The sequence below is a fragment of the Dietzia sp. SYD-A1 genome, from assembly GCF_015356725.1.
In the GTDB taxonomy this organism is placed as follows: Bacteria; Actinomycetota; Actinomycetes; order Mycobacteriales; family Mycobacteriaceae; genus Dietzia.
Map to the genome: position 1 here is coordinate 1 of NZ_JADDKI010000189.1, position 20,574 is coordinate 20,574.

Genomic DNA, 20,574 nt, shown 5'->3' on the forward strand with positions numbered 1-20,574 from the left:
AAGAGTTTCTCGCCGCGAGCTTGCGCCCGGGCAATGCTGGCTCCAACACCGCTGCCGACCACATCGACGTTCTGGGCCAGGCAATCGCGCAGATCCCCGCCGCTCACCGCCGTGACCTGCTGATCCGCTCGGACGGCGCCGGCGCCTCTCACGACCTGTTGGATTGGATCACCGAGCAGAACCGCGTCCGTGGTCGACGGGTGGAGTACTCGGTCGGGTTCTCCATCACCGCCCCGATTCGCCGGGCCATCGTGACCTGCCCCGAGGCCGCGTGGGGACCAGCGCTCAATCCCTCCGGTGACATCCGGGACGGGGCCGAGGTTGCCGAGCTGACCGGATTTCTCGCTCCCGGGATGCTCGCCAAGTGGCCAGACGGGATGCGGGTCATCGTCCGCCGCGAACGACCCCACCCCGGCGCCCAACTGTCGATGTTCGAGGAGATCGACGGGTGGCGCTACCAGGCATTCGTCACCAACACCGCCACCGGCCAGCTGCAATTCCTCGAAGCCAGGCATCGGGCTCACGCCCGGGTCGAGGACCGGATCCGTCACGCAAAAGACACCGGTCTTGGCCGTCTGCCCTCACGCGAGTTCGCGCTCAACCAGGCCTGGTTGGTGGCGGTGATGCTCGCCGCAGATCTGGTGGCGTGGACACGGATGCTGGCCTGTACCGGCGAGGCTGCGGTTCTGGCCTTGTGCGAGCCCAAAGCGCTGCGCTACCGCTTCCTGCACGTCGCAGCCCGGCTGACCCGTAGCGGCCGGCGACGCCGGGTGAAGATCCCCGAAACATGGCCCTGGGCCACCGCCATCGTCGCCGTGTTCAACAAGATCGCCGCGATCCCCAAACCAGCCTGATCTCACCCGCCCGCCCTCGACATCACCACCCGGAGACCCGCCCACCGGCAGCGCCAGCCGGCACCCCCGCACGCCCTTACGCGAAAACAAGCCCGCCGTCACCCGACAGCAGCAGTCACACCGGCCCGTGAATCAGCGGGGTTAGTGGGAGAGCGGCCAGAGCTCGGAAACTCGACAGTGAAACTTGCATCTCGGCCGGGCCCGTCACTGTGCGCTCGAATGTTCCCGCCGTGGGCTTCGACGAGTGCGCGAGTGATGGTCAGGCCGATACCGCTGCCGCCACTGGGGCGCTCAGTCCTCGTAGACGAAGGACACGGACCATTCGCCGTTGAGGATCGACGGCTCACCGGCATTGTCATAGAAGATCGGGACCGACCGGATGGCTAGGCCCTCGATGGGGCCATGCTCCGGGGTGCTCACCGGAATGAGTAGCTCGCCGGCACCGCCAGCCTCGACGATGTACTCATTGGTACCGCCCTGACGCACCTCGTAGACGTTCATCGTCGACTCGCGCAGCTCGGTGGACAATCGGACGGTCAGTGTGTGCTCGCTGCGCACCACGAATTCGGGCACCGGGTTGGTGAAGGAGTTGCCGTCCAGGTCGGTCGCGGTGAAGGGCAGAGCCTTGACGGTGCTGCGGTCGGTGGCCACGGTGATCTCCGACAGCACACCGAACCGGGCTTCCGACCCCTTCCACGCCCCCAGGATGGCGGCGATCATGATGATCATCCACGCCAGGATCGCCCAGGTGGCCGGGCGGACACGGCGGCCGGTCAGTTCGGATTCATTGCGGGAGCTCACAGTTTCGTTCTGCCGATCTCTTCGTAGTCGGACTCAGGGAGCCACCGGCTTCCCCGAGGTGCCGCGAACGGTTCCACCTAGCCCAGTGTGGTTACCCGGCTCGCCTCGCACGGTGCCAAAAAGCGTCTCCTGCCCGAGTCGGACCGGGGCGATAGCCGGCCCCGTTTCTTTCATTTCGCGGAGTTGGATGCTGCGCTTTCTAAAGCAGATATCGAGGCTGCGAAGTGCTCCTCAACCGTTCAGTTCAGGCCAGCATAGGAGTGCAGACCGGAGACCACGATGTTGATAAAGAACAGATTGAAGATGAGCACCGCAAACCCGGCGAGGTTGATCCAAGCGGCCCTCTTGGGGCCCCAGCCACTGGTGGCGCGGGCGTGCAGATAGCCGGCGTAAAGGACCCAAGAGACGAAGGAGGCAGTCTCTTTGGGGTCCCAGCCCCAGAAGCGACCCCACGCGCCCTCGGCCCAGACAGCGCCCAGCAGGATGCCCACGCTGTAGATCGGGAATGCGATCACAGCGGTGCGATAGGCCAGTCGGTCGAGAGTGTCGGCATGCGGTAGTGGGCGGGAAAGCCCGGAGCTCCAGCCCTTTTCCTGACCCTGCGGTTGCCACACCCGGATCAGGTACATGATCGAGGCGACACCGGATATCAGCAGGATGGCCGATCCCAGCGAGATGATCGAGACGTGGATGGGCAGCCAGTATGACTTCAGTGCCGGCACGACGGGAGCGGCTTCGGAATACAGGTTGGTGCCGCCGAAAAACAGCAGGATCAGAACCGGTACCAGTACGAATGGCCAGGCCACCTGCAGGGCCGGCTTGCGCAGGAAAATCAGCCCGGCGCCCACGCCCAGCAGCGTGGTCGCCAAAATGAACTCGTACATGTTGCCCCACGGGAACCGGTCCGTGGCCACCCCGCGCAGGATCAGCGCAGCCGCTTGGAAGAGGAAGGCGATGATGATGAATAGCTGTGCGATCCGTGCCCAGCGGACACTGCCTGCGGACTCACGGTCCTCGTCTCCGGTGTCGGTGAGAGAGGTTGATTCTGTGAGCCCGGGCCCACCGGCGCCCACTAGGTCCCGGCTTGATTTAGTCACCTTGGCTACCCGGAATCCGGCGTAGTAGATCAACGATGCGACAAGTGCCAGCACGTATAGACCGAACGCGGACCTATATGCCAGGTCGCTGTAGTTGGAGAGCGTCTCGTTGACAGGCAGTCCCTGCGCGAGAATCACAGTGTTCACCGGATGTTGTCCTTCCACGAAGCGTCGGGGTCGGCGCCTCGACTAGATGCAGTGTCGCCAGGTTCGGGCAAGACGGGTGTAGCAGTAGCAATGGTGGCCAGCCGGTCCCGGAGGTCGTCGAACTCCCGGCCCCAGCCCGATCTGTCCGTCTTAGCGAGGCCGCCCAGGTCGACGCGGGTCGCCTGGGCCTCGTCGACAATGACCCGTGCCCAGATCCTTCGGCGACGGACCATCAACGACAGGACGAGGCCACCCACCATGACGGCAGCGAACACGCCCACCCAGATCTGAGTAGGGTCCTCCGAGACCTGGATGTTGATGAACTCGTCGGCTCCGTCGAAGCGGACCTCGGTGCCATCGGGCAGGGTCGTGGATTCGCCGGGCATGAGGTTGACGCGGGCCCTACGTTCCAACGCGCCCGACTCCATTAGGTCGGGGTCCAGTGAGAAGATCGACTGTGCGCCGCCGTTGTCCAGGCCGGCGTTGCCCTGGTAGACGTCGATCGCCACCGCCGGGTCGTCCATCCGCGGGAAACGGGAGCTGAGTATGGTGCCGTCGAACGAGGCGGTCGGTGCGAACAGCCCCTGGATGGCGATCTGCTGCTCGAGGCGGTCGTCGATGTCCGGGTACATGCCGGCTGGCGGATCAAAGCGCATGATGCCGGAGGAGAGAAAAGTCAACAGGTCCGTCGGTTGCCACTGCACTGTGTCTGTACGGGTCTCGCCGTTGGGGAAGGTGACCGTGAACGTGGGCGCGAAGCCGTGACCTTGGAGGTAGACACGGGTGCCGCCGATGCGCAGCGGGTGGTTGACCTGCAACGTGTAGGGATCCCATGTGTCTGGATCGGTGGTAGTGACCTCCTCGCTGAAGCGGATGTTGGAGGTGAACATCTCCGCCTGGCCATTGGGTAGATAGTCGGTACGGAAGTCTTCGACCTTGATACAGAACGGCGCCAAGTCAGTGCCGTCTACCAGTAGACCTGCCCGGAACGAGTCGTACGCACTAGGCGTGGTGTTGCAGAAGGCTGGCGATTCCTCGTTGGCGATGATCACCCGCATGCCCTCCGCGTACACGAACTTGCCGGCCGCGAACGCGATGAGCAGGAATAGCAGGCCGAAGTGGAATAGGATGTTGCCCACCTCGCGCGCATATCCGCGCTCCGCGGACAGCTCGATGCTGCCCGACACGCGACCGTCCCCGTTGTTGCGACGGACCCGCCAGCCCTTGAGGCTCTTTTGGACCTGGTCCGCGGCCTGCTCCGGCGTGGCCGTGGTCCGGTACGCCGCATGATGCGGCAGGCGTGCAAGGTTACGCGGGGCGAGCGGCGGCGGGGCCTTGAGTTGTTTGACCAGATCAATCGACCGCGGTGTCAGGCAGCCCACCAGGGATATAAACAGCAACACGTACACGGCTGTGAACCACCAGCTGGAGAACACGTCGAACAGCTGGAGCTTGTCAAAGAACTCCCCCAGCCAGCCGTTGTCCGCGATGTACTGATTGACGTTTCCCTGGTTGAGGCTGCGCTGCGGCAGGAGTGCCCCCGGTATCGCCGCCACCGCCAGCAGAAATAGCAGAATCAATGCCGTGCGCATCGCGGTGAGAGTGCGCCATGAATTCCGCAGGAACGCGGTGACCGGAGCTATCCTAGGCACTGATTTGAGTCCCCTCTGCCGTTCCCGGTGCGACGAGCCGGATCGAGGGGCAGCTCCGGTGGGGCGTCGCCGGCTTCATAGCATCATCAGCACCGCTCTAGCACGCATAGTCACATCTGGAGATTGTCCTTCGCCGACCCCATTGATCCGGTCGGGGTTTGATGAAGGTCTGATCAAGATCGAGCACGCGATAGGCGCCAGTGGCAGACCTACGACGATGATTGGCCTTATGTCCACATCCGATTCTCGAGACGCCGGACCTGAAGGCGAGTCCCCGACCACTCGCGCGACCGCAGGGTTGCGGGCGATGGTCGTCGAAGACGAGCGTGAGCTCGCCGACCTCATCGGTACCTATCTGACTCGTGACGGCTTCGACCTCACGGTCGTTCATGACGGGCAGGACGCAGTCGACCTGATCCGGCAAGTCGATCCCGACGTCGTCGTGCTAGACCTCGGTCTTCCGCGGCTGGACGGCGTCGAAGTGTGCCGCCAGTTGCGCACCTTCTCCGATGCGTATGTCGTCATGCTCACCGCCCGCACCGAGGAGGTCGACACCCTCATCGGACTGTCCGTGGGAGCCGACGACTACATGACCAAACCGTTCAGCCCACGAGAGCTCATGGCCCGCATCCAGGTCATGCTGCGCCGTCCTCGATCGTCTACGGCCTTACGCTCCCCGTCTGCGGCCTCCGATCACAGAGAGCTGCGAAGGATTGGGGCACTGGCAATCGACGTCGAAGGCCGCGAGGTCACCGTCGACACCACCCCGATCCAGTTGACCAGGACCGAGTTCGACCTCTTGGCGGCACTGACGCGAGACCCCGGCTTGGTGCTGTCCCGGACGCAGTTGATCAATGCGATCTGGGGGCCCGACTGGGTCGGCGACACGCACCTTGTTGATGTCCACATCGGGCACCTGAGACGCAAACTCGGAGACACTGCGTCCCGGGGCGCGTACATCCGCACCGTCCGCGGTGTCGGCTACCGCACCGGAGATGGTCAGTGAGCCGGATCGATCTGGGTGACACCACGAGGCGCCTCAAGTGGTGGTTCACCACTGCCACCTTCGGGACCCGGTTACTGGCGGCGCTCGCTTTTGTGATGATCGGTTTCGCAGTCAGTGCCTGGGTCGTCGCTGCAATACTTGCCCCCGGAATCTTCCACGAGCATCTGGAGATGGCCGGACTGTCACAGAACTCCTCCGAAGCAGCGCATATGGAGGAGGCGTTCAACTCGTCAATGATGCTGTCGTGGTCGATCGCACTGGCGGTATCGGTGATCTTGTCGCTGGCTGTCAGCGGTTACATCGCCCGCCGCGTTCAACGATCGATCACCCCGGTCACCCGATCAGTCCAGCAGATCGCCGGTGGGCAATACGACTCACGAGTACACGAGCCGAGAATAGGTCGTGAATTCGACGATCTTGTCGCCAGCTTCAACGAACTGGCACGACGACTAGATGCCACCGAAACCACACGCCGGCGGATGCTCTCAGATCTCGCACACGAGTTGCGGACTCCCCTGGCCACGCTCGAATCCCACCTTGAGGCAATCGAAGACGGCGTCCGTGCACTCGACGACGACACGCTGCGCATTCTGCGAACCGCGACTGGTCGGCTAGGTCGGCTCGCTCACGATGTCAGCGCAGTGTCCCGAGCCGAAGAACACCTCACGCGTCTCATCCCCATCGGTACCGACACTCACAGCATCATCGCGGCCGCGATCGACGCCCTGCGCCCCGAGTACTCGCACAAGAATGTGATGCTCCAAGCGCGTATTGACCAGGCAATACCGATCACTGTCGACAGTGATCGAATCAACCAGGTCCTGACCAACCTTTTGCACAACGCGCTCCGCCACACCGATTCAGGTGGGATGGTCACCGTCACCAGTCGCCTACACAACGGGAACGTGGAGATCACTATCGCCGACACTGGTGAAGGCATCGCAGCGCAGCACCTCGACCACATTTTTGACCGCTTCTACCGCGTCGACACCGCCCGCGACCGGGCACACGGAGGAAGCGGCATCGGACTCACCATCACCCGTGCACTCGTCGAAGCCCACGAAGGCCATATCCGCGTGCACAGCGACGGGCTCGGCCGCGGCGCCCGATTCACGATCTCCTTACCGCAGACCCCGGCTCACTCCAAGGGCTGACTCAGTTGGTCGCGATACCGTTTTCCCGGAGCCACTCGATGGGGTCGGCGCGCTCCCGTCCCTCGTTCAACCACACCTCGAAGTGCAAGTGCGAACCGGTGGAAAAGCCACGACTTCCCATGAGGGCAATCGTCTGTCCAGCCTGTACACGCTGGCCCGTGGACACGAGAACCTCTTCCATGTGTCCATAAACGGTCATCGTGCCCTCATCCGACAGCAGTCGGACCCAATTGCCGAACCCTTGCGCCGGGCCGGCATCGATGACGGTCCCGTCAGTGGCCGCCACGATCGGGGTTCCGATCGCGTTTGCGATATCGATGCCGCCGTGGAGCGAGCCCCAGCGTTGGCCGAACTCAGACGTGAGGGTCCCGACTGTCGGCATCACTGCTGTGGGACGGCGCGCGGTCTCCTCGGCAACTTGCCGGCGAGCGTCGATTTCGGTGCCTGCCGCCAACGACGACACCATGGCGGCGGCGCTCTCCAGCGGGATGTCGCCTTGCACCGCAACGGGCCCAGGCAGTTCAGCCGTGGGAAGGGCTATGTCTCCAGACTGGCCAGCAGGACTGATCGACTCCTCGTGGGCGATGAAGTGAATGTGCTCATCACCAGCCTCTGCGTGCTGGTCCACTAGAAAACTTATCGAGGACGCGATGGCTCCGGCGGCGACAGTGGCGACGACGACCTGATCGCGTAGCTCGGGCCGGGCGGAGGGTTGGCGATGCGTACCGCCACCTCGAGGGCGACCATAACTCGCCAAGATGTCGACAGTTAAAGGGTGTTCCTTGTGGCGTGCATGTCTTCGCTCCACTGCCGCCGTGTCTCCCCTGCCGCTATACCGTGATGGTTTCGTGATGTGACTTTTGCTCGAACTTAGACGAGCAGAGTCCGCCGTCGCAAGAAGTGGGGGCCTGCACGCCCGTGCCGAAGAACGACCGGGGAGCGGCTCCCTCAAGCGTTCATCGTGCCTGAAGTCTCCCCTCTGACCGCAGCCTCTGGCAGCGTTCACAAAGCTGCCTGTTGCGAGTGTCAGGTGACTACGTGGGCGACATGGGAAGGCCTTCGGAAGCTGGACGTCCTGACAGGCTTCACCCAGGTGCACCCCAACTGACCGCGCACCAAATCAGCACCGCGTCAGCGACCGTCACGTCCGGGATCTTGATCAGACCTTCATCAAACCCCGACCGAATCAAGAGGTCAGCACAGCACAATCTCCAGACGTGACAGTGCATGCGGCTTTGGAGGCAAAGGGGGCGGGTCGCCGGCCGCCTCGCACCCGAGAATCAAGAGCAGCTCGAGAAGGAGAAAGTGTCGCGATCACAAGATTTACAGATTTCCGGACGATTGTTGCTGCTCGCACGAGCGGTGGCCTCGGTGACGGTCAGCGCCCTCGGACTCCTCTTCACTTCGGCAGGGGTTCTGGTCCAGGACGGCACCAGTCTGGACTTCCACAGCTCGGCCGCCATCGCCCTTCATGTCCTCACCGGCGTGCTGGCTCTGGCTCTAGGGTGGCGCGCGTGGGCTACACGGCGAGGTCGCTGGGCTGCAGTCGTCGCCCTCGTCCTGTTCGGGGCCACGTTCGCCCAAGCGAGCTTAGGGGGCAGCGCGACCTTGGCATTCCACATCGGCGTAGCACTGGTGCTCACGGTCCTGTGCACGTGGCTGGCCGCCTGGACTTTCAGTAAATCACTATACGAGGAGATCGAATGACACTGCGCAGGACACTCACCGCCTCCGGCACCACCGCCGCCCTGCTCCTAGCTGTGGGCTGCGCCGGAAACGACACGGGCGCGCCAGAACAGGCAGAGCAGCTCCAGACGGGCGAGGGAGCCGAGAACCAGGTGACGATCGCCGAGGTCCAGCAGAACGATTCAACCGACTCGTGTTGGACCGTGATCGAGAACATCGTCTACGACCTCACCGCGTGGATCGACCAACACCCGGGCGGGCCTGACCGGATCGAGCAGCTGTGCGGCACAGACGGGACAGAGAGTTTCACCGACCAGCACAGTGGAGCGTCCCAGCCACAATCGCGGCTCGCCGAGTTCCAGATCGGACAGCTCTCCAGGTGACCCGGCAAATACGCTCAGAACCACTCCGTGCGTCCCGGTCGAAGGCGCCCTGCTCCGGGGCCGCGCGCGTGGACTCAGCGAGGCCGTGAACGGGTTCGATTCGCTCCCCCCGCGACCTCTGCGGAAGATGAGAGCACACCTCGCGAGCGTGACATGACAACACGACAAAAGATCCGTGGGCCACAATCGATGGTACTGCCAGCAGTCGGCCTCAGGATGAGCGGGGCTACCCGAAATCACCCGCGGTCAACGCCTTCTCGGCGGTGGCTATATGGCCGCCTCGTCGGCCGTGTACTTGGTCGAATGGTGTTGTCATTGGGCGCAGGAGTACTGCTGTACACCAGTTTCCCGCCTCTGTCCTTGTGGTTTCTCGCCCCGGCCGGTATTGCCATTCTGGTCCTGTCGATCCGAGGAATCGGCGTGCGCGGCGCATCCGGATTGGGATACCTGGCTGGTCTCGGATTCTTCGTACCTTTACTGCCCTGGGTGGGGGTTTATGTCGGCGCTGTCCCCTGGCTAGCATTAGCGGCGCTACAGGCCGTGGCAGTCGCTGTCTTCGCTGGGGCCACCGCACTAGTGGCGCGGCTGCCCGGGGCCGCACTGTGGATCGCGTGCTGCTGGGTGGCCACCGAAGCGGTTCGAGCGCGCCTGCCCTTCGGTGGGTTTCCCTGGGGCCGGCTGGCGTTCGGTCAGACTGATGGACCATTGCTGGCGATCGCTCAGATCGCCGGGGCGCCAGGGGTGAGCCTGTCCGTTGCACTGGTGGGCAGTGCAACGGCTGCAGTGGTCGTCGGACTTGCTCGGCGCTCCGCCTGGCGCTCGGTGTCGCTGCTCGGGGCGGTGCTTGTGACCGCCTCTGCACTCGGCTCGATGCCCGTCCCTACCGCAGAGGTCGCCGCCCCCTCTAAAGCGGTTGCCCTAGTCCAGGGCAACGTGCCCCGCCTCGGCCTGGATTTCAACGCGCAACGGCGCGCTGTACTGGACAATCATGTGGCTCGTACCGACGCTCTCGCAGCCGAGGTCGCCGCGGGGGTGAAGCCCGCACCGGATCTGGTGATCTGGCCGGAGAACGCGTCAGACATCGACCCGTTTCGCAATGCCGACGCTGCAGAGCGGATCGATGCGGCCACAGAGGCTATCGGCGCTCCGATCCTTGTGGGGGCGGTGGTGTCCACTGGCTCCGGCGCCACCCGAAATACAGCGATGGTGTGGGAGCTAGGAACAGGCCCCGGCGATGCGCACGACAAAAGACGCCTGGTTCCGTTTGGTGAATATCTGCCGATGCGGTCGATCGTGAGCAAGCTTTCGCCTTATGCCGCGCAGGCGGGCAACTTCGTGCCCGGTAACGGCGATGGTGTGGTGACCATCGATGAGACACCGCTCGCTGTGGCCACCTGTTATGAGGTCGCGTTCGATGATCTGGTGTCCGAGTCGGTTCGGTCGGGGGCGCAGTTGATCGCGGTACCAACGAACAATGCAACCTTCGGCGATACCGACATGACCTATCAGCAGCTGGCGATGTCGCGGCTGCGCGCTGTCGAACACAACCGCACGGTGGTGGTAGCGGCCACCAGCGGTGTCAGCGCGATTATCGCGGCGAATGGCGATGTCCTCGAGCAGACCGAAATGTTCACTGCCGATGCCCTCGTCGCACAGGTCCCGCTCAATACCGAGTTCACACTTGCCACCCGATTACGTTCAATTCCTGAACTCATCATCACGGTCACCGCAGTATTCGCGATACTGGTGGGGTGGATTGCTAGCCGCCGCCGGCGGGGCTGAGATCCCCGGCAATGAGTGCGCGCCGATATCGGGAGCGGACCCGTCGTCGGCCGGGCCGGCTGCAGGCGCTCAACGTGAGCATGTCGGGCAGGGCGCCGAGGGCGAGAAATTGATGAGCTCCCGCGAGGTAAGGGCGAGAGCCAGCTCGAAGATTGCACTCAGTAATCGAGCCTATTTCGTGGACGTAGACGCCGTCGGCGTTCAGCCTCAAATCTGGTGCCGTAGCGATCACGAACGGTCATCGTTACGAGGCGGTCATGGGCCACTGCCTCCGTGGCCGCATCCACCTCAGCAATATGACCGGATACGACATCAGGATCGATATCCCTGTCACCAGGTCCCACAGCACCGTCGCCTAGGCTGCCTTGCTCGTCGTTGCCCTGGCTACGTTGGCGGCGCCGCTCCCGGATTTCACTCCACAGAAAGTAGCCAAGCCCAATTGGCGCTAGAACTCCGAATGCAAGCCATTGAAGCCCATAAGACAGGTACGAACCCGCCTCGACTTCCGGTATCGGAGTTGGCTCGAGTGATCCTGGTTGACCTCCGGGGAGCTGGAGATGATAGCCAGCAAGATCGAGATCCAGAACCCGACCGATCGTCGAGGTTTCAATGGAGCGCACCATGTGACGATCGTGCAGAACTATCGGTTCGGCCGGGGTGTCGGTGGGCATTCTGAGCCTGGCGGTGATGGTCACTGGATCGGCTACTGCGGCCGGGTAGGTCGGCACCGTGTTGTTCTCGCCAACGCGAACCCATCCACGATTAATAAGCAGATCATCGCCGCCCTCGGTCCGAAATGCGGTGAGAACTTGGTAAACCTGTTCCCCGTCGACAGCTTGCTGCCGCAAGAGCACTTCGTCTTCGGGCAGATAGCGACCGGTTACTGTGACCCGATGCCACTCGGATTCGTCCAACGGCGCGTCCCGCGCCGTCAATTCCGTCAACGGCACTGGATCGGCTTCGACGCTGTGAAGAAGTTGGGAATTGCGCGTCTTCAAATCCTCGTTCTTGCCTAACTGCCATGGCGCCAACAGTGTGAAGCACGTATAGACGAACAGTGCGACGGCGATGAAGGAAATCAACCACCCCGGCGTCATCCCGCGAAAGACCCTCTGCACGCCGTTCACGGTAGGCGTGATGGCAAGACGGTCGGCATCGGGGCCCTCCTGTCGGCACCAGCTCCGGCGATCATTAATCGTGCCCGCCTCCCGCCACTGTCGGCAGGGATGGTTCCGATCCGGCGAGATCAGCGTGTTGCGTGCCGAATTGTGGCATCCGGGACTGGATCGGAAGTGTCGAGCAGCAGGTCGTTGTCTACGTCCTCAGATGACGACGCCGTTCGCGGCCAACCATGACACCGAGTCGATCCACTGGCCGGCGGGATTCTGTACGCCGAAGTGCACATGCGGACCAGTCGAGTAGCCACGGTTACCGACTTCACCGATCACCTGGCCGGCGGTGACCTGCTGGCCTTCGGTGACGTAGTTGGCATTGTTGTGGCCATACTCCAAGAGATAGCCGTCATCGGTCTTGATGCGAATCCATAACCCATAACCGGAAGCGGGGCCGGAGGCCACGACCGTGCCGGACTTGGCTGCATACAAGGGTGTGCCGATCGGCGCAGCGATGTCGGTGCCATTGTGGTTAGCGCCCCACCGCGAGCCGAAGCCAGAGGTGATCGTTCCATCAGTCGGCCTGTGAGCTTGGCTGGCGACCGAAAACGCCGAAGACGACGACTGAGCAGTATCGAATCCGAGCGCCTGGCTCAGCCCGGGGGCCTGACTTGCATACTGGCGGACCGCGTCAGCTCCGATGCCATAGCGGGCGGCAGCCTCTTCGACCATCTGTCCGACGTGCTCGGGATCAGACGATTGGGCAGCGGCCACAGGGGCGACACTAAGCGCCGCGCCACCGGCGATTGCGGCGCCAGCCAGCGTGGTGGCGGCGATCCGGCCCACTCCCCTGGATCGGTTGGCGCGATGACGCCCACCAGCAGAGATGCGGTGGCCCACACCAAGCGAGTCCATGAGATCGGCGAACGGAACGCTCTTGGAGGAGCTCGACATGATTGATTCCTTCAACTTAAGCGATGGTCGCAGCTTCATACCGACGACCACTGGAGACTCCCGAAAAGGTAACAGTTGCATATCGTCCTGTCACGGAGAGTTTCCTGAGAATCCAGAAATCAGCAGTTCATACGCCATTTGTTATTCATCTACGGCATCGCCCGACCGTTACCCCGACGTGATTTTTGGTTCGAACGCGGGCCGGCCGGAGCCACCCCGCAATCGTCCCGGGTGACTAAACCGCGATCAACGCAAGCAGGATCAAGGTCCTTACTCCTGCCCCCTCCTCGTACCCGCCGCACGTGTGATGTCGATCGCTGATGCCGCAGTCTCGTCGGGACAGTCGGTCTCCACCTGCACAGTAGAAAAGAAGAAGCGGTACCGAGCTTGAAGCAGGTTGGAGGCGGATTGGAGAACGATCTGCGGATCGGCGCTTGCGGAGGTGCGCAGGTGGCCGGAGAACACGAAACGTCCACTGGTTAGTGCCCAAGCATGGGCATGATGGACGTCTTCCACCCCATCTATCGCTGCCAGGTCTTCAGTCACGTCAGACAGGTAGACCTCGTCGGGTGTGCCCTCCATGAGCAGATGGGTGGCGTCGCGCAGGATGCTCCAGCTTGCCCATACAAGCACGAAGCCGAACGCCAAACCGAGCAGCGGATCGATCAGCAAGAACCCGGTGAACTTGATCACTAGTGCGGTGACGATGATGAGCAGGCTGCCGACGAAGGTCTGGATGATGTGCCACAACGCGCCACGAACGTTCATGTCGCTGCGGCTTTGTTTCCAGATCAGGCTCAGGGCGACGATTTCGGTAAGCAAGCCTCCCGCGGCTGCCCACAGCATGGGCGTCGTGGGCAGGTCAACCGGATCATTCATGCGCATGGCAGCCATCACGATCACCACCATCGCCATGATTAGCAGGAAACCGCCATTGACCAGCGCGCCTACGATCTCGGCGCGGTACCAGCCAAAGCTGCGATTTTCGTCTGCGGGGCGGCGGGCGAGTCGAGCAGCGAAGATGGCGACTAGGACACCACCGACCGCCGAGAAGGTGTGAAAAGCGTCCGAGATCACCGCAACCGAGCCGGTCCACAGCCCGATCGCCAACTCGATGACGAAGTAGATTCCCGTCAGCCAAGCCGAGATAGCCATGCCCCACCCACGAGCCTGCACCTGCCCGTGTCCACCATGCCCATGCGCCATGGGGGGTCTCCTTTTTTGCACTCGGAATCCGGTTCTCGTGTCAGCTGCACACTGTGCATCGGTCTCGCGGTGCCCACAGCTTCTCTTGGGAATCTTGATCAGACCTTCATCGAACCCCGACCGAACCAATGGGGTAGGGGCGGCACAATCGTCCGGTGTGACTGTGCAGGCAAGAGTGGTGCTGATGCTGTGATGACGACGGATGTGTTCGGCAAGGGTGCGCAGCCCGGTAGCTGGGGCAGACGGGCAAGATGCCAACTGGCCGCAGTGGTGGTGAGTTCGCTTGTACTTACTGGCTGCGCTAGCGGCACTGATGCCGTCGCTTCAGGTGAGACGTTCGATTTTGTCAGCCCGGGCGGCCAGATTGAGATCTTCTATGATCCGCCGGCGGACCGCCAGAAGATCGCTCCGATGTCTGGCCCGGAAGTAGTAGATCCGGAGGCCACTGTGGCGGTCGCAGACTTTCCTGGCGAGGTGGTGCTGATCAACCTGTGGGGTCAGTGGTGTGCTCCCTGCCGGACGGAAACCGACGACCTGCAGCGACTACAGGACAAGTACCAGACGCAAGGGTTCACCAATCTCGGCGTCAACTTGCGCGACCCGAATCGGCAAAAGCCTGTCGACTTCATCAAGGACAACGGGGTCACCTATCCCTCAATTTGGGACCCATCGCAGGCCGCGGTGGCAGCGCTACATGGTTTCCCCACCTCGGTGGTGCCAGCGACACTGATTCTCGACAAACAGCACCGAGTCGCTGCGGTATATCTAGCAGAGGTCACCGACACCCAGTTGGAGCCGGTCATCGAGAGACTGCTGGCCGAGCCTGCTGAAAGCGACGCTGCATGAACACGGTGCTGATCGCGCAATCCATTGGCCAGACGTTCCAACAAACAGCTGCTTCCGGGCCTCTACTTCTCGCGTTGGGAGCATGTGTCCTTGCGGGACTCGTCTCGTTCGCCTCGCCGTGCGTAGTCCCGCTCGTGCCCGGGTATCTGGCATACATGGCCAGCATCGTGGGTGCAGAGCGCCCGGCGGTGACCGTGCAGGCCGCCGAGCAACGCCGCGCCGAAGCCAGCACGCTCACTCTTGAACAGCAGCGTCAGCGGGTGTCATCGCGACGACGAGTCGTCCTCGCCGCGGTGCTATTCGTTGCTGGATTCACGGTGGTCTTCGTGCTGCTGTCGGCGATGGTGCTGGGCACCGTGCAATACCTCGCCCCCCAGCAAGAATTGCTGCAGCGGCTCGGCGGTGTGGTGACCATCTTGATGGGTCTGGTGTTCATCGGGGCCATACCCGCCCTCCAGAGGGACACTCGAATGCAGCCGAAAGCGCTTTCCACCTGGGCGGGCGCGCCGCTACTTGGCGCCGTCTTCGCCCTGGGATGGACGCCGTGTCTCGGACCGACGCTGGCAGCGGCGTTGTCGGTGGCCGCCGGAACCGGACTCGACGCCGCACGCGGAGTACTGCTCATCGTGGCGTACTGCCTGGGGCTCGGACTGCCTTTTATCGTGGTGGCCTTCGGTTCGACGAGAGCCATCCGCACGGTGGGCTGGCTGCAACGACACACGCGAACGATTCAGATCGTCGGCGGCATCATGCTCATTGTCGTCGGAATCTTGCTGCTCAGCGGCATATGGACGCAGTTCGTGTACTGGCTCCGCGACTTCGCCGTCTCAGACACCACTTTGCCGATCTGACAGTGCTCCGATGGTCTCTCCTAACTCGAGTCGAGTCTGTCTGTCCGAAAAGAACCTTGATCGGATCTTGACGAAACGATGACCCAGATCTCGCATTTCGCCCCGCAGAATCGAGTTTCTAAGACAGGCAAGGAGTTGAGTCTGATGGGGTGGCTTTACGGTGTGAACTGGATCGACATCGTCCTGTTGATCGCGTTCGTACTCGGTTTCTGGGCGATGGTTCTGGCCTTGACGACCAGTCTTTTCGGAGGGCATCGGCACCTACGCGGGCCGCACTCTCCTGCTACTGGGGTCGTCTCTTCCGGTATCTCATTCGCATCTCCCGCAGGGACCGCGACTTCGCGAAACGCCGATCATGCTGAACGCTGACGCCACGGGGCGGGCAGGTGCGCTAAGACGTGCGCCGCGCGTGCTGGTCTCCCGCCGGTCCTTCTTGGCCGGATCGCTTCTCGCCGGCGCCGGCGCTCTGACTGCATGTTCTGGTTCCGGAGCAGCCACGGGCAGTCCCGTGGGAGCCTCGTCAGATCTCGTGAGGCGGCTTGAACAGGAGCGACGCTCCCCCGGCCAAACGGTGGTATCCGCGCAGTTGACCCCCCGTCCGGTCGACCTTGATCTGGGTGGCCGAGTCGTCTCAACGTGGGGATACGACCAACAATTGCCAGGCCCACTGGTGCGGGCCCAAGCTGGAGAGCGGCTGCAGATCACCGTGGACAACCAGCTGCCCCAGGAGACCAGCGTGCACTGGCACGGGATCGCCATGAGCAACGACATGGACGGGGTTCCCGGGTTGACACAGGACCCGATCGCACCAGGCACCACGTTCACCTACGACTTCACCGCCCCAGACCCAGGCACGTACTTCTACCACTCACATTCGGGTCTGCAACTCGATCGGGGCCTGTACGGAGTGGTGATCATCGATGATCCGGACGAGCCCGGCGACTACGACCATGAATGGCTCGTGGTCCTTGACGACTGGGTCGACGGGACCGGTCGGACTCCCGACGATGTCGCCCGTGATCTGGGCATCGGTGCCGACACCGCAGATGCCGGGATGCAGGGGATGGACCACGACATGATGGACATGCACGGGGGTGAGGGGTCGATGATCTCCCCCATCCTCGGCAGCGCCGGGGATGTCACCTACCCGCACTTTCTGATCAATGGTCGACTCCCTGTCGACCCCTACGTCTGGAGAGCGTCGCGGGGCCAACGCGTGCGCATCCGGTTCGTCAATGCCGGCGCCGACACCGCGTTCCGGGTCGCGCTTGGCGGGCACCGGATGACCGTCACTCACACCGACGGCTTTCCCGTGCTTCCCGAGGACACCGATTCCCTTCTGATCGGCATGGGTGAACGGTTCGATGTTGTGGTCACGCTCGGCGACGGCGTGTTCCCGTTGTTCGCTCAGCCCGAAGGCAAGGATGGCCACGCGCAGGCCCTCGTACGTACAGCAGCGGGCGATCTCCCGACGAATTCCCGACCAGTCGAAGTGGACCGGCGTCCGCTATTGGGTACCGACTTATCCCCCAGCGAGGCAGTACGTCTGTCTAGCCAAAGTCATGATCGGTACCACAGTGTTGACCTGGGCGGGACGATGTCGCCGTACCGGTGGACCCTCAACAGCCAAGTCCACCCGGATTCGGTGCCGCTGGAGGTCAACAGTGGGGAGCGGGTGCGGATGCGGATGCGGAACATGTCCGACATGTTCCATCCGATGCACCTGCACGGACATACGTTCGCGCTCGCGGACAGCGGGCTTCGCAAGGATACCGTCACGATTCGGCCGATGCGCACTATTGAGATCGAGTTCGACACCGATAATCCTGGCCAGTGGGCGTTGCACTGCCACAACGCCTATCACCAAGAGGCCGGGATGATGACCACTCTGTCTTACCTCGCCTGACCGGCAAGGTGATCCACTCGCGGGCCCGAAAGTCCGCAGAAGAAAGGGAACCCAGATGAATCGAAAGAAGCTTGTGATGACCGCCGCTGCCGCCGCGGTCCTGCTGGGGCTGTCCGCCTGCACCAGCGACGAGACCGACACGGCCAGCGAGACCACGACCGCCGTCGAGACCACTGCGACCAGCCAGGATACGACTACCGAGCAGGCAGAGGAGTCAGCTCAGCATTCCGAGGCTGACGTGATGTTCGCCCAGATGATGATCCCCCACCATGAGCAAGCCATCGAGATGAGCGACATCATCTTGTCCAAGGATGATGTCCCCGCCGACGTCACCTCGCTGGCCGAGGAGATCAAGGCCGCCCAGGGGCCCGAGATCGCGCAGCTGACCGACTGGCTCGAGCAGTGGGGAGAGCCGACGCAGCCCGAAGGCATGGACATGGACATGGGCGGTGACCATGACATGTCGCAGATGGAGGGCATGCTCTCCGAGGAGGACTTGCAGCTGTTGTCCGACGCTCCCGGCCCTGAGGCTGCCGAGTTGTTCCTCAACCAGATGATCGCCCACCACGAAGGCGCCGTGGCCATGGCCGAAGACCAGGTCGAGAACGGCACGTACCCGCCGGCTGTCGACCTGGCGCAAACCATCATCGACACCCAGCAGCAGGAAATCGACACCATGCAGCAGATGCTCGACTCCATGTAAAAAAACGAAGGCTCGCATTCCCGGCGGGGTCGATGGCAGTCCGACCCCGCCGGAGACCGTCTGGACATGAGCACATTTTCTTGTCCCTGCCAGAAACGAGATACGCACTCATGCTTTCGCACCGAAAGCGGGCCTGGACCCCAATAGCCATCCTTGCATCGGCTCTCACCGCGACCGCGTGTTCAAGCCCGCAGCAGACGCCAGCACCCGAATCCGGGGACGCCTCATCGACGGCCGGCACAGCATTAACACCCGCGCTTGACCATGTGCACGGACTCCACCTCGATGCTGAGGGCAGGGTGCTGGCCGGCACGCATACGGGGCTTTTCGTCCTCAACCCCGATGGTGCGACCACCCGCGTCGGCGACGCCGACGACGACTTCATGGGGCTCACAGGCGCGCCCGGGACGGATAACCTCTACGCCTCGGGCCATCCCGGCCCGTCAAGCTCCGCCCCCAATCCTCTCGGACTCATCGAGAGTGTCGACGGCGGCCAGTCGTGGGCGACGAAATCCCTCTCCGGCGAAGTCGACTTTCACGCCCTGACCACCGACGGAAACACCCTTGTCGGATTCGACACCGCCAACGGAATTCGAACGTCCACCGACTCGGGCGTCAGTTGGACCGACGGCATCGAGATAGCGGCGAGAGCATTGGCGATTACCGACGAGGGCATCTGGGCCACAACCGCAGCAGGCCTACAACTCAGCACCGACATCGGGCGCACATTCGCGTCAGTACCAGCTGCTCCAGAACTCCTGCTGATATCTGCAGCCGAAGACGGCACCCTCTGGGGGATCGACACCGACGGCACCGCCTGGCGCAAGAACGTCAACGACGATGAGTGGCAGCAGGGACCAGTCGTCGGTGTTGTCGAAGCCATCATCGCCGCGGACCAGGACACTGCCTACGCTGCTGATGGACGGTCACTTCATACATTAACGATTCCCTGAAACGTCATCGGCGGCGCAAACCAAGGTCGGCCGAAGACGGATTGGAAACTACCGGTCGAAACGCATACGAACTCGAGGGAGAAGTGGTGAGGAAAGAAGCGATGCTCGCAGGCGGAGCCGCACCAGAGCGCACACCGGCGAAACGGCTTGCCTCGGTCGCGGTGGCCTTAGTGGCCGCAGTAGGGCTGAGCGCGTGCACGATCGGGGACACCGAGGACACCTCGACGGCCGCTGCACCGAAAGAAGCCCCCGCCGCTGCGGCCGTCATTCACACCTCGTTCGAAGATGGGACAGTGGCCGCGACGCCGCGGGAACCGATCGTTCTGGATGTGACAGACGGTGCGTTCGACGATGTCACGGTGACAAACGAAGAAGGTCGCGAGGTCGAAGGCGAGTTCAACGCGGAACGCTCCCAGTGGCGCACCACCGAGACTCTGGGCTACAACCGGGATTACTCGATCGAGGCGAGCGCTACTAACGACGACGGTGAGACGATTACAGACTCGTCCTCGTTCAGCACCGTGGTCCCGAACTCGACCACCAGCGCGAGCCTGGTGACCGGTCAGGGCCACACGGTCGGTATCGCGCAGCCGGTCGCGGTGCGTTTCGAGTCCGCCGTCGGCGACCGTAAGGCCGTCCAGGACGCCATCGAGGTCACCACGACCCCCGCCGTCGAAGGAGCCTTCTACTGGGTGTCGCCCTCGGAGGTTCGCTGGCGCCCCGCCGAATTCTGGGCACCGGGCACCGAGGTCGACGTCGACGTCAACATCTACGGCACCGATATGGGCGGAGGCCTTTACGGAGCTCAGGACGCAAACAGCAACTTCACGATCGGCGACGAAGTCATCACCACGATCGACGACAACACCAAGACAATGACAACCCGAGTCAATGGCGAGGTCGTCAGCAGTAGCCCGGTCTCACTGGGAAAGGCATCGACACCCACCCCGAACGGCACCTACTACATCGGCGACCGATACGAATCGCTCATCATGGATTCATCGACGTTTGGTGTGCCGGTCGACTCGGCCGACGGCTACCGGCTTTCAGTCAACTGGGCCACCCAGATGTCCTACAGCGGGATCTACGTCCATGCCGCCCCATGGTCCGTCGAACAACAGGGCTTCACCAACGTCAGTAACGGCTGTATCAATGTCACCGACGCCTACGCCAAGTCGTTCCAGAACAGCAGCAACCGGGGCGACGTGGTCAAGGTCATCAATACCGTCGGACCGACGCTTCCCGGGACCGACGGGCTGGGCGACTGGAACATCCCGTGGGAAACCTGGCGTGCTGGAAATGCCGACCTAGCCTAAGAGGCCCTCGGCCAGGGTTCCCAACAATTGTTTGCGGATACAGACATGGCCGGGTGTTGGCCTGCGCTAATGAACGTCGCCCGTCTCTATACGGACTGCTCGACTGCAGCGGCAAGGGGGGATTCGCGCCGCACCGCCAGCGCGGTGAGCTCGTCTCCGCGCGTC

General features: G+C 62.9%; 19 protein-coding genes and 1 pseudogene. 12 read left to right on the plus strand and 8 right to left on the minus strand.

Going from position 1 to position 20,574, the window contains the following annotated elements; genetic code table 11:
- Positions 1–854: IS1380 family transposase (locus IY392_RS08615; RefSeq protein WP_194860992.1), on the plus strand; the 854-nt coding region annotated here is incomplete at its 5' end.
- Positions 855–952: 98 nt separating this feature from the next.
- On the opposite strand, the pseudogene IY392_RS08620 reads toward IY392_RS08615, so the two are convergent.
- The 4 genes and pseudogenes from IY392_RS08620 to IY392_RS08635 form a co-directional block, all read right to left on the minus strand.
- A pseudogene (locus tag IY392_RS08620) lies at positions 953–1,147 on the minus strand (ATP-binding protein); the annotation flags it as partial.
- On the minus strand, positions 1,146–1,655 hold the full coding sequence (locus IY392_RS08625) for a DUF2771 family protein (RefSeq protein ID WP_194860994.1): 510 nt from the start codon (positions 1,653–1,655) through the stop codon (positions 1,146–1,148). The pseudogene IY392_RS08620 and the gene IY392_RS08625, both read right to left, overlap by 2 nt.
- A gap of 239 nt (positions 1,656–1,894) precedes the next feature.
- Complete coding sequence (gene ccsB / locus IY392_RS08630; protein ID WP_194860995.1) at positions 1,895–2,899, minus strand: c-type cytochrome biogenesis protein CcsB; 1,005 nt, start codon at positions 2,897–2,899, stop codon at positions 1,895–1,897.
- Positions 2,896–4,491, minus strand: a complete 1,596-nt coding sequence (locus IY392_RS08635; RefSeq protein WP_228549183.1) for a cytochrome c biogenesis protein ResB — start codon at positions 4,489–4,491, stop codon at positions 2,896–2,898. Before IY392_RS08635 ends, ccsB begins: the two co-directional genes overlap by 4 nt.
- 367 nt (positions 4,492–4,858) lie before the next feature.
- Here IY392_RS08635 and IY392_RS08640 point away from each other — a divergent pair, with 367 nt between their 5' ends.
- Both IY392_RS08640 and IY392_RS08645 read left to right on the plus strand, forming a co-directional pair.
- Positions 4,859–5,557, plus strand: a complete 699-nt coding sequence (locus IY392_RS08640; RefSeq protein WP_194860997.1) for a response regulator transcription factor — start codon at positions 4,859–4,861, stop codon at positions 5,555–5,557.
- Positions 5,554–6,711, plus strand: coding sequence for a cell wall metabolism sensor histidine kinase WalK (locus IY392_RS08645; protein ID WP_194860998.1), 1,158 nt, complete (start codon positions 5,554–5,556; stop codon positions 6,709–6,711). The genes IY392_RS08640 and IY392_RS08645 overlap by 4 nt, the downstream gene beginning before the upstream one ends.
- A 1-nt stretch (position 6,712) precedes the next feature.
- Here the strand turns inward: IY392_RS08645 and IY392_RS19575 are convergent, their stop codons facing one another.
- Positions 6,713–7,339, minus strand: coding sequence for a M23 family metallopeptidase (locus IY392_RS19575; protein WP_194860999.1), 627 nt, complete (start codon positions 7,337–7,339; stop codon positions 6,713–6,715).
- Positions 7,340–8,055: 716 nt separating this feature from the next.
- On the opposite strand from IY392_RS19575, the gene IY392_RS08655 reads away from it, so the two are divergent.
- The 3 genes from IY392_RS08655 (at position 8,056) to lnt (ending at position 10,562) form a co-directional block, all read left to right on the plus strand.
- A complete protein-coding gene (locus tag IY392_RS08655; protein WP_228549184.1) occupies positions 8,056–8,418 on the plus strand; it encodes a hypothetical protein in 363 nt (120 codons plus the stop codon).
- Positions 8,415–8,780, plus strand: coding sequence for a cytochrome b5 domain-containing protein (locus IY392_RS08660; RefSeq protein WP_194861000.1), 366 nt, complete (start codon positions 8,415–8,417; stop codon positions 8,778–8,780). The genes IY392_RS08655 and IY392_RS08660 overlap by 4 nt, the downstream gene beginning before the upstream one ends.
- A 303-nt stretch (positions 8,781–9,083) precedes the next feature.
- Positions 9,084–10,562 (plus strand): apolipoprotein N-acyltransferase, encoded by a 1,479-nt coding sequence (gene lnt / locus IY392_RS08665; protein ID WP_228549185.1) that lies wholly within the window; start codon positions 9,084–9,086, stop codon positions 10,560–10,562.
- 158 nt (positions 10,563–10,720) lie between these two features.
- On the opposite strand, the gene IY392_RS08670 is transcribed toward lnt, so the two are convergent.
- The 3 genes from IY392_RS08670 to IY392_RS08680 form a co-directional block, all read right to left on the minus strand.
- A complete protein-coding gene (locus IY392_RS08670) occupies positions 10,721–11,689 on the minus strand; it encodes an SURF1 family cytochrome oxidase biogenesis protein (protein ID WP_309234104.1) in 969 nt (322 codons plus the stop codon).
- A 195-nt stretch (positions 11,690–11,884) separates the two neighbouring features.
- Positions 11,885–12,628, minus strand: coding sequence for a M23 family metallopeptidase (locus tag IY392_RS08675; RefSeq protein ID WP_081615259.1), 744 nt, complete (start codon positions 12,626–12,628; stop codon positions 11,885–11,887).
- A 270-nt stretch (positions 12,629–12,898) separates the two neighbouring features.
- Positions 12,899–13,834, minus strand: coding sequence for a cation diffusion facilitator family transporter (locus IY392_RS08680; RefSeq protein WP_107746581.1), 936 nt, complete (start codon positions 13,832–13,834; stop codon positions 12,899–12,901).
- A gap of 192 nt (positions 13,835–14,026) precedes the next feature.
- Here IY392_RS08680 and IY392_RS08685 point away from each other — a divergent pair, with 192 nt between their 5' ends.
- The 6 genes from IY392_RS08685 to IY392_RS08710 all read left to right on the plus strand — a co-directional run bounded on the left by IY392_RS08685 (position 14,027) and on the right by IY392_RS08710 (position 20,409).
- On the plus strand, positions 14,027–14,680 hold the full coding sequence (locus IY392_RS08685) for a TlpA disulfide reductase family protein (protein WP_228549186.1): 654 nt from the start codon (positions 14,027–14,029) through the stop codon (positions 14,678–14,680).
- Complete coding sequence (locus IY392_RS08690) at positions 14,677–15,531, plus strand: cytochrome c biogenesis CcdA family protein (RefSeq protein ID WP_043568439.1); 855 nt, start codon at positions 14,677–14,679, stop codon at positions 15,529–15,531. Before IY392_RS08685 ends, IY392_RS08690 begins: the two co-directional genes overlap by 4 nt.
- A gap of 355 nt (positions 15,532–15,886) precedes the next feature.
- On the plus strand, positions 15,887–17,437 hold the full coding sequence (locus tag IY392_RS08695; RefSeq protein WP_194861002.1) for a multicopper oxidase family protein: 1,551 nt from the start codon (positions 15,887–15,889) through the stop codon (positions 17,435–17,437).
- Between the two features lie 76 nt (positions 17,438–17,513).
- Entirely contained in the window at positions 17,514–18,140 is a 627-nt protein-coding gene (locus IY392_RS08700; protein WP_228549187.1) for a DUF305 domain-containing protein, read from the plus strand.
- Positions 18,141–18,250: 110 nt separating this feature from the next.
- Positions 18,251–19,093, plus strand: a complete 843-nt coding sequence (locus IY392_RS08705; RefSeq protein WP_228549194.1) for a F510_1955 family glycosylhydrolase — start codon at positions 18,251–18,253, stop codon at positions 19,091–19,093.
- 86 nt (positions 19,094–19,179) lie between these two features.
- Complete coding sequence (locus IY392_RS08710) at positions 19,180–20,409, plus strand: Ig-like domain-containing protein (RefSeq protein ID WP_309234107.1); 1,230 nt, start codon at positions 19,180–19,182, stop codon at positions 20,407–20,409.
- Positions 20,410–20,574: the final 165 nt, after the last annotated feature.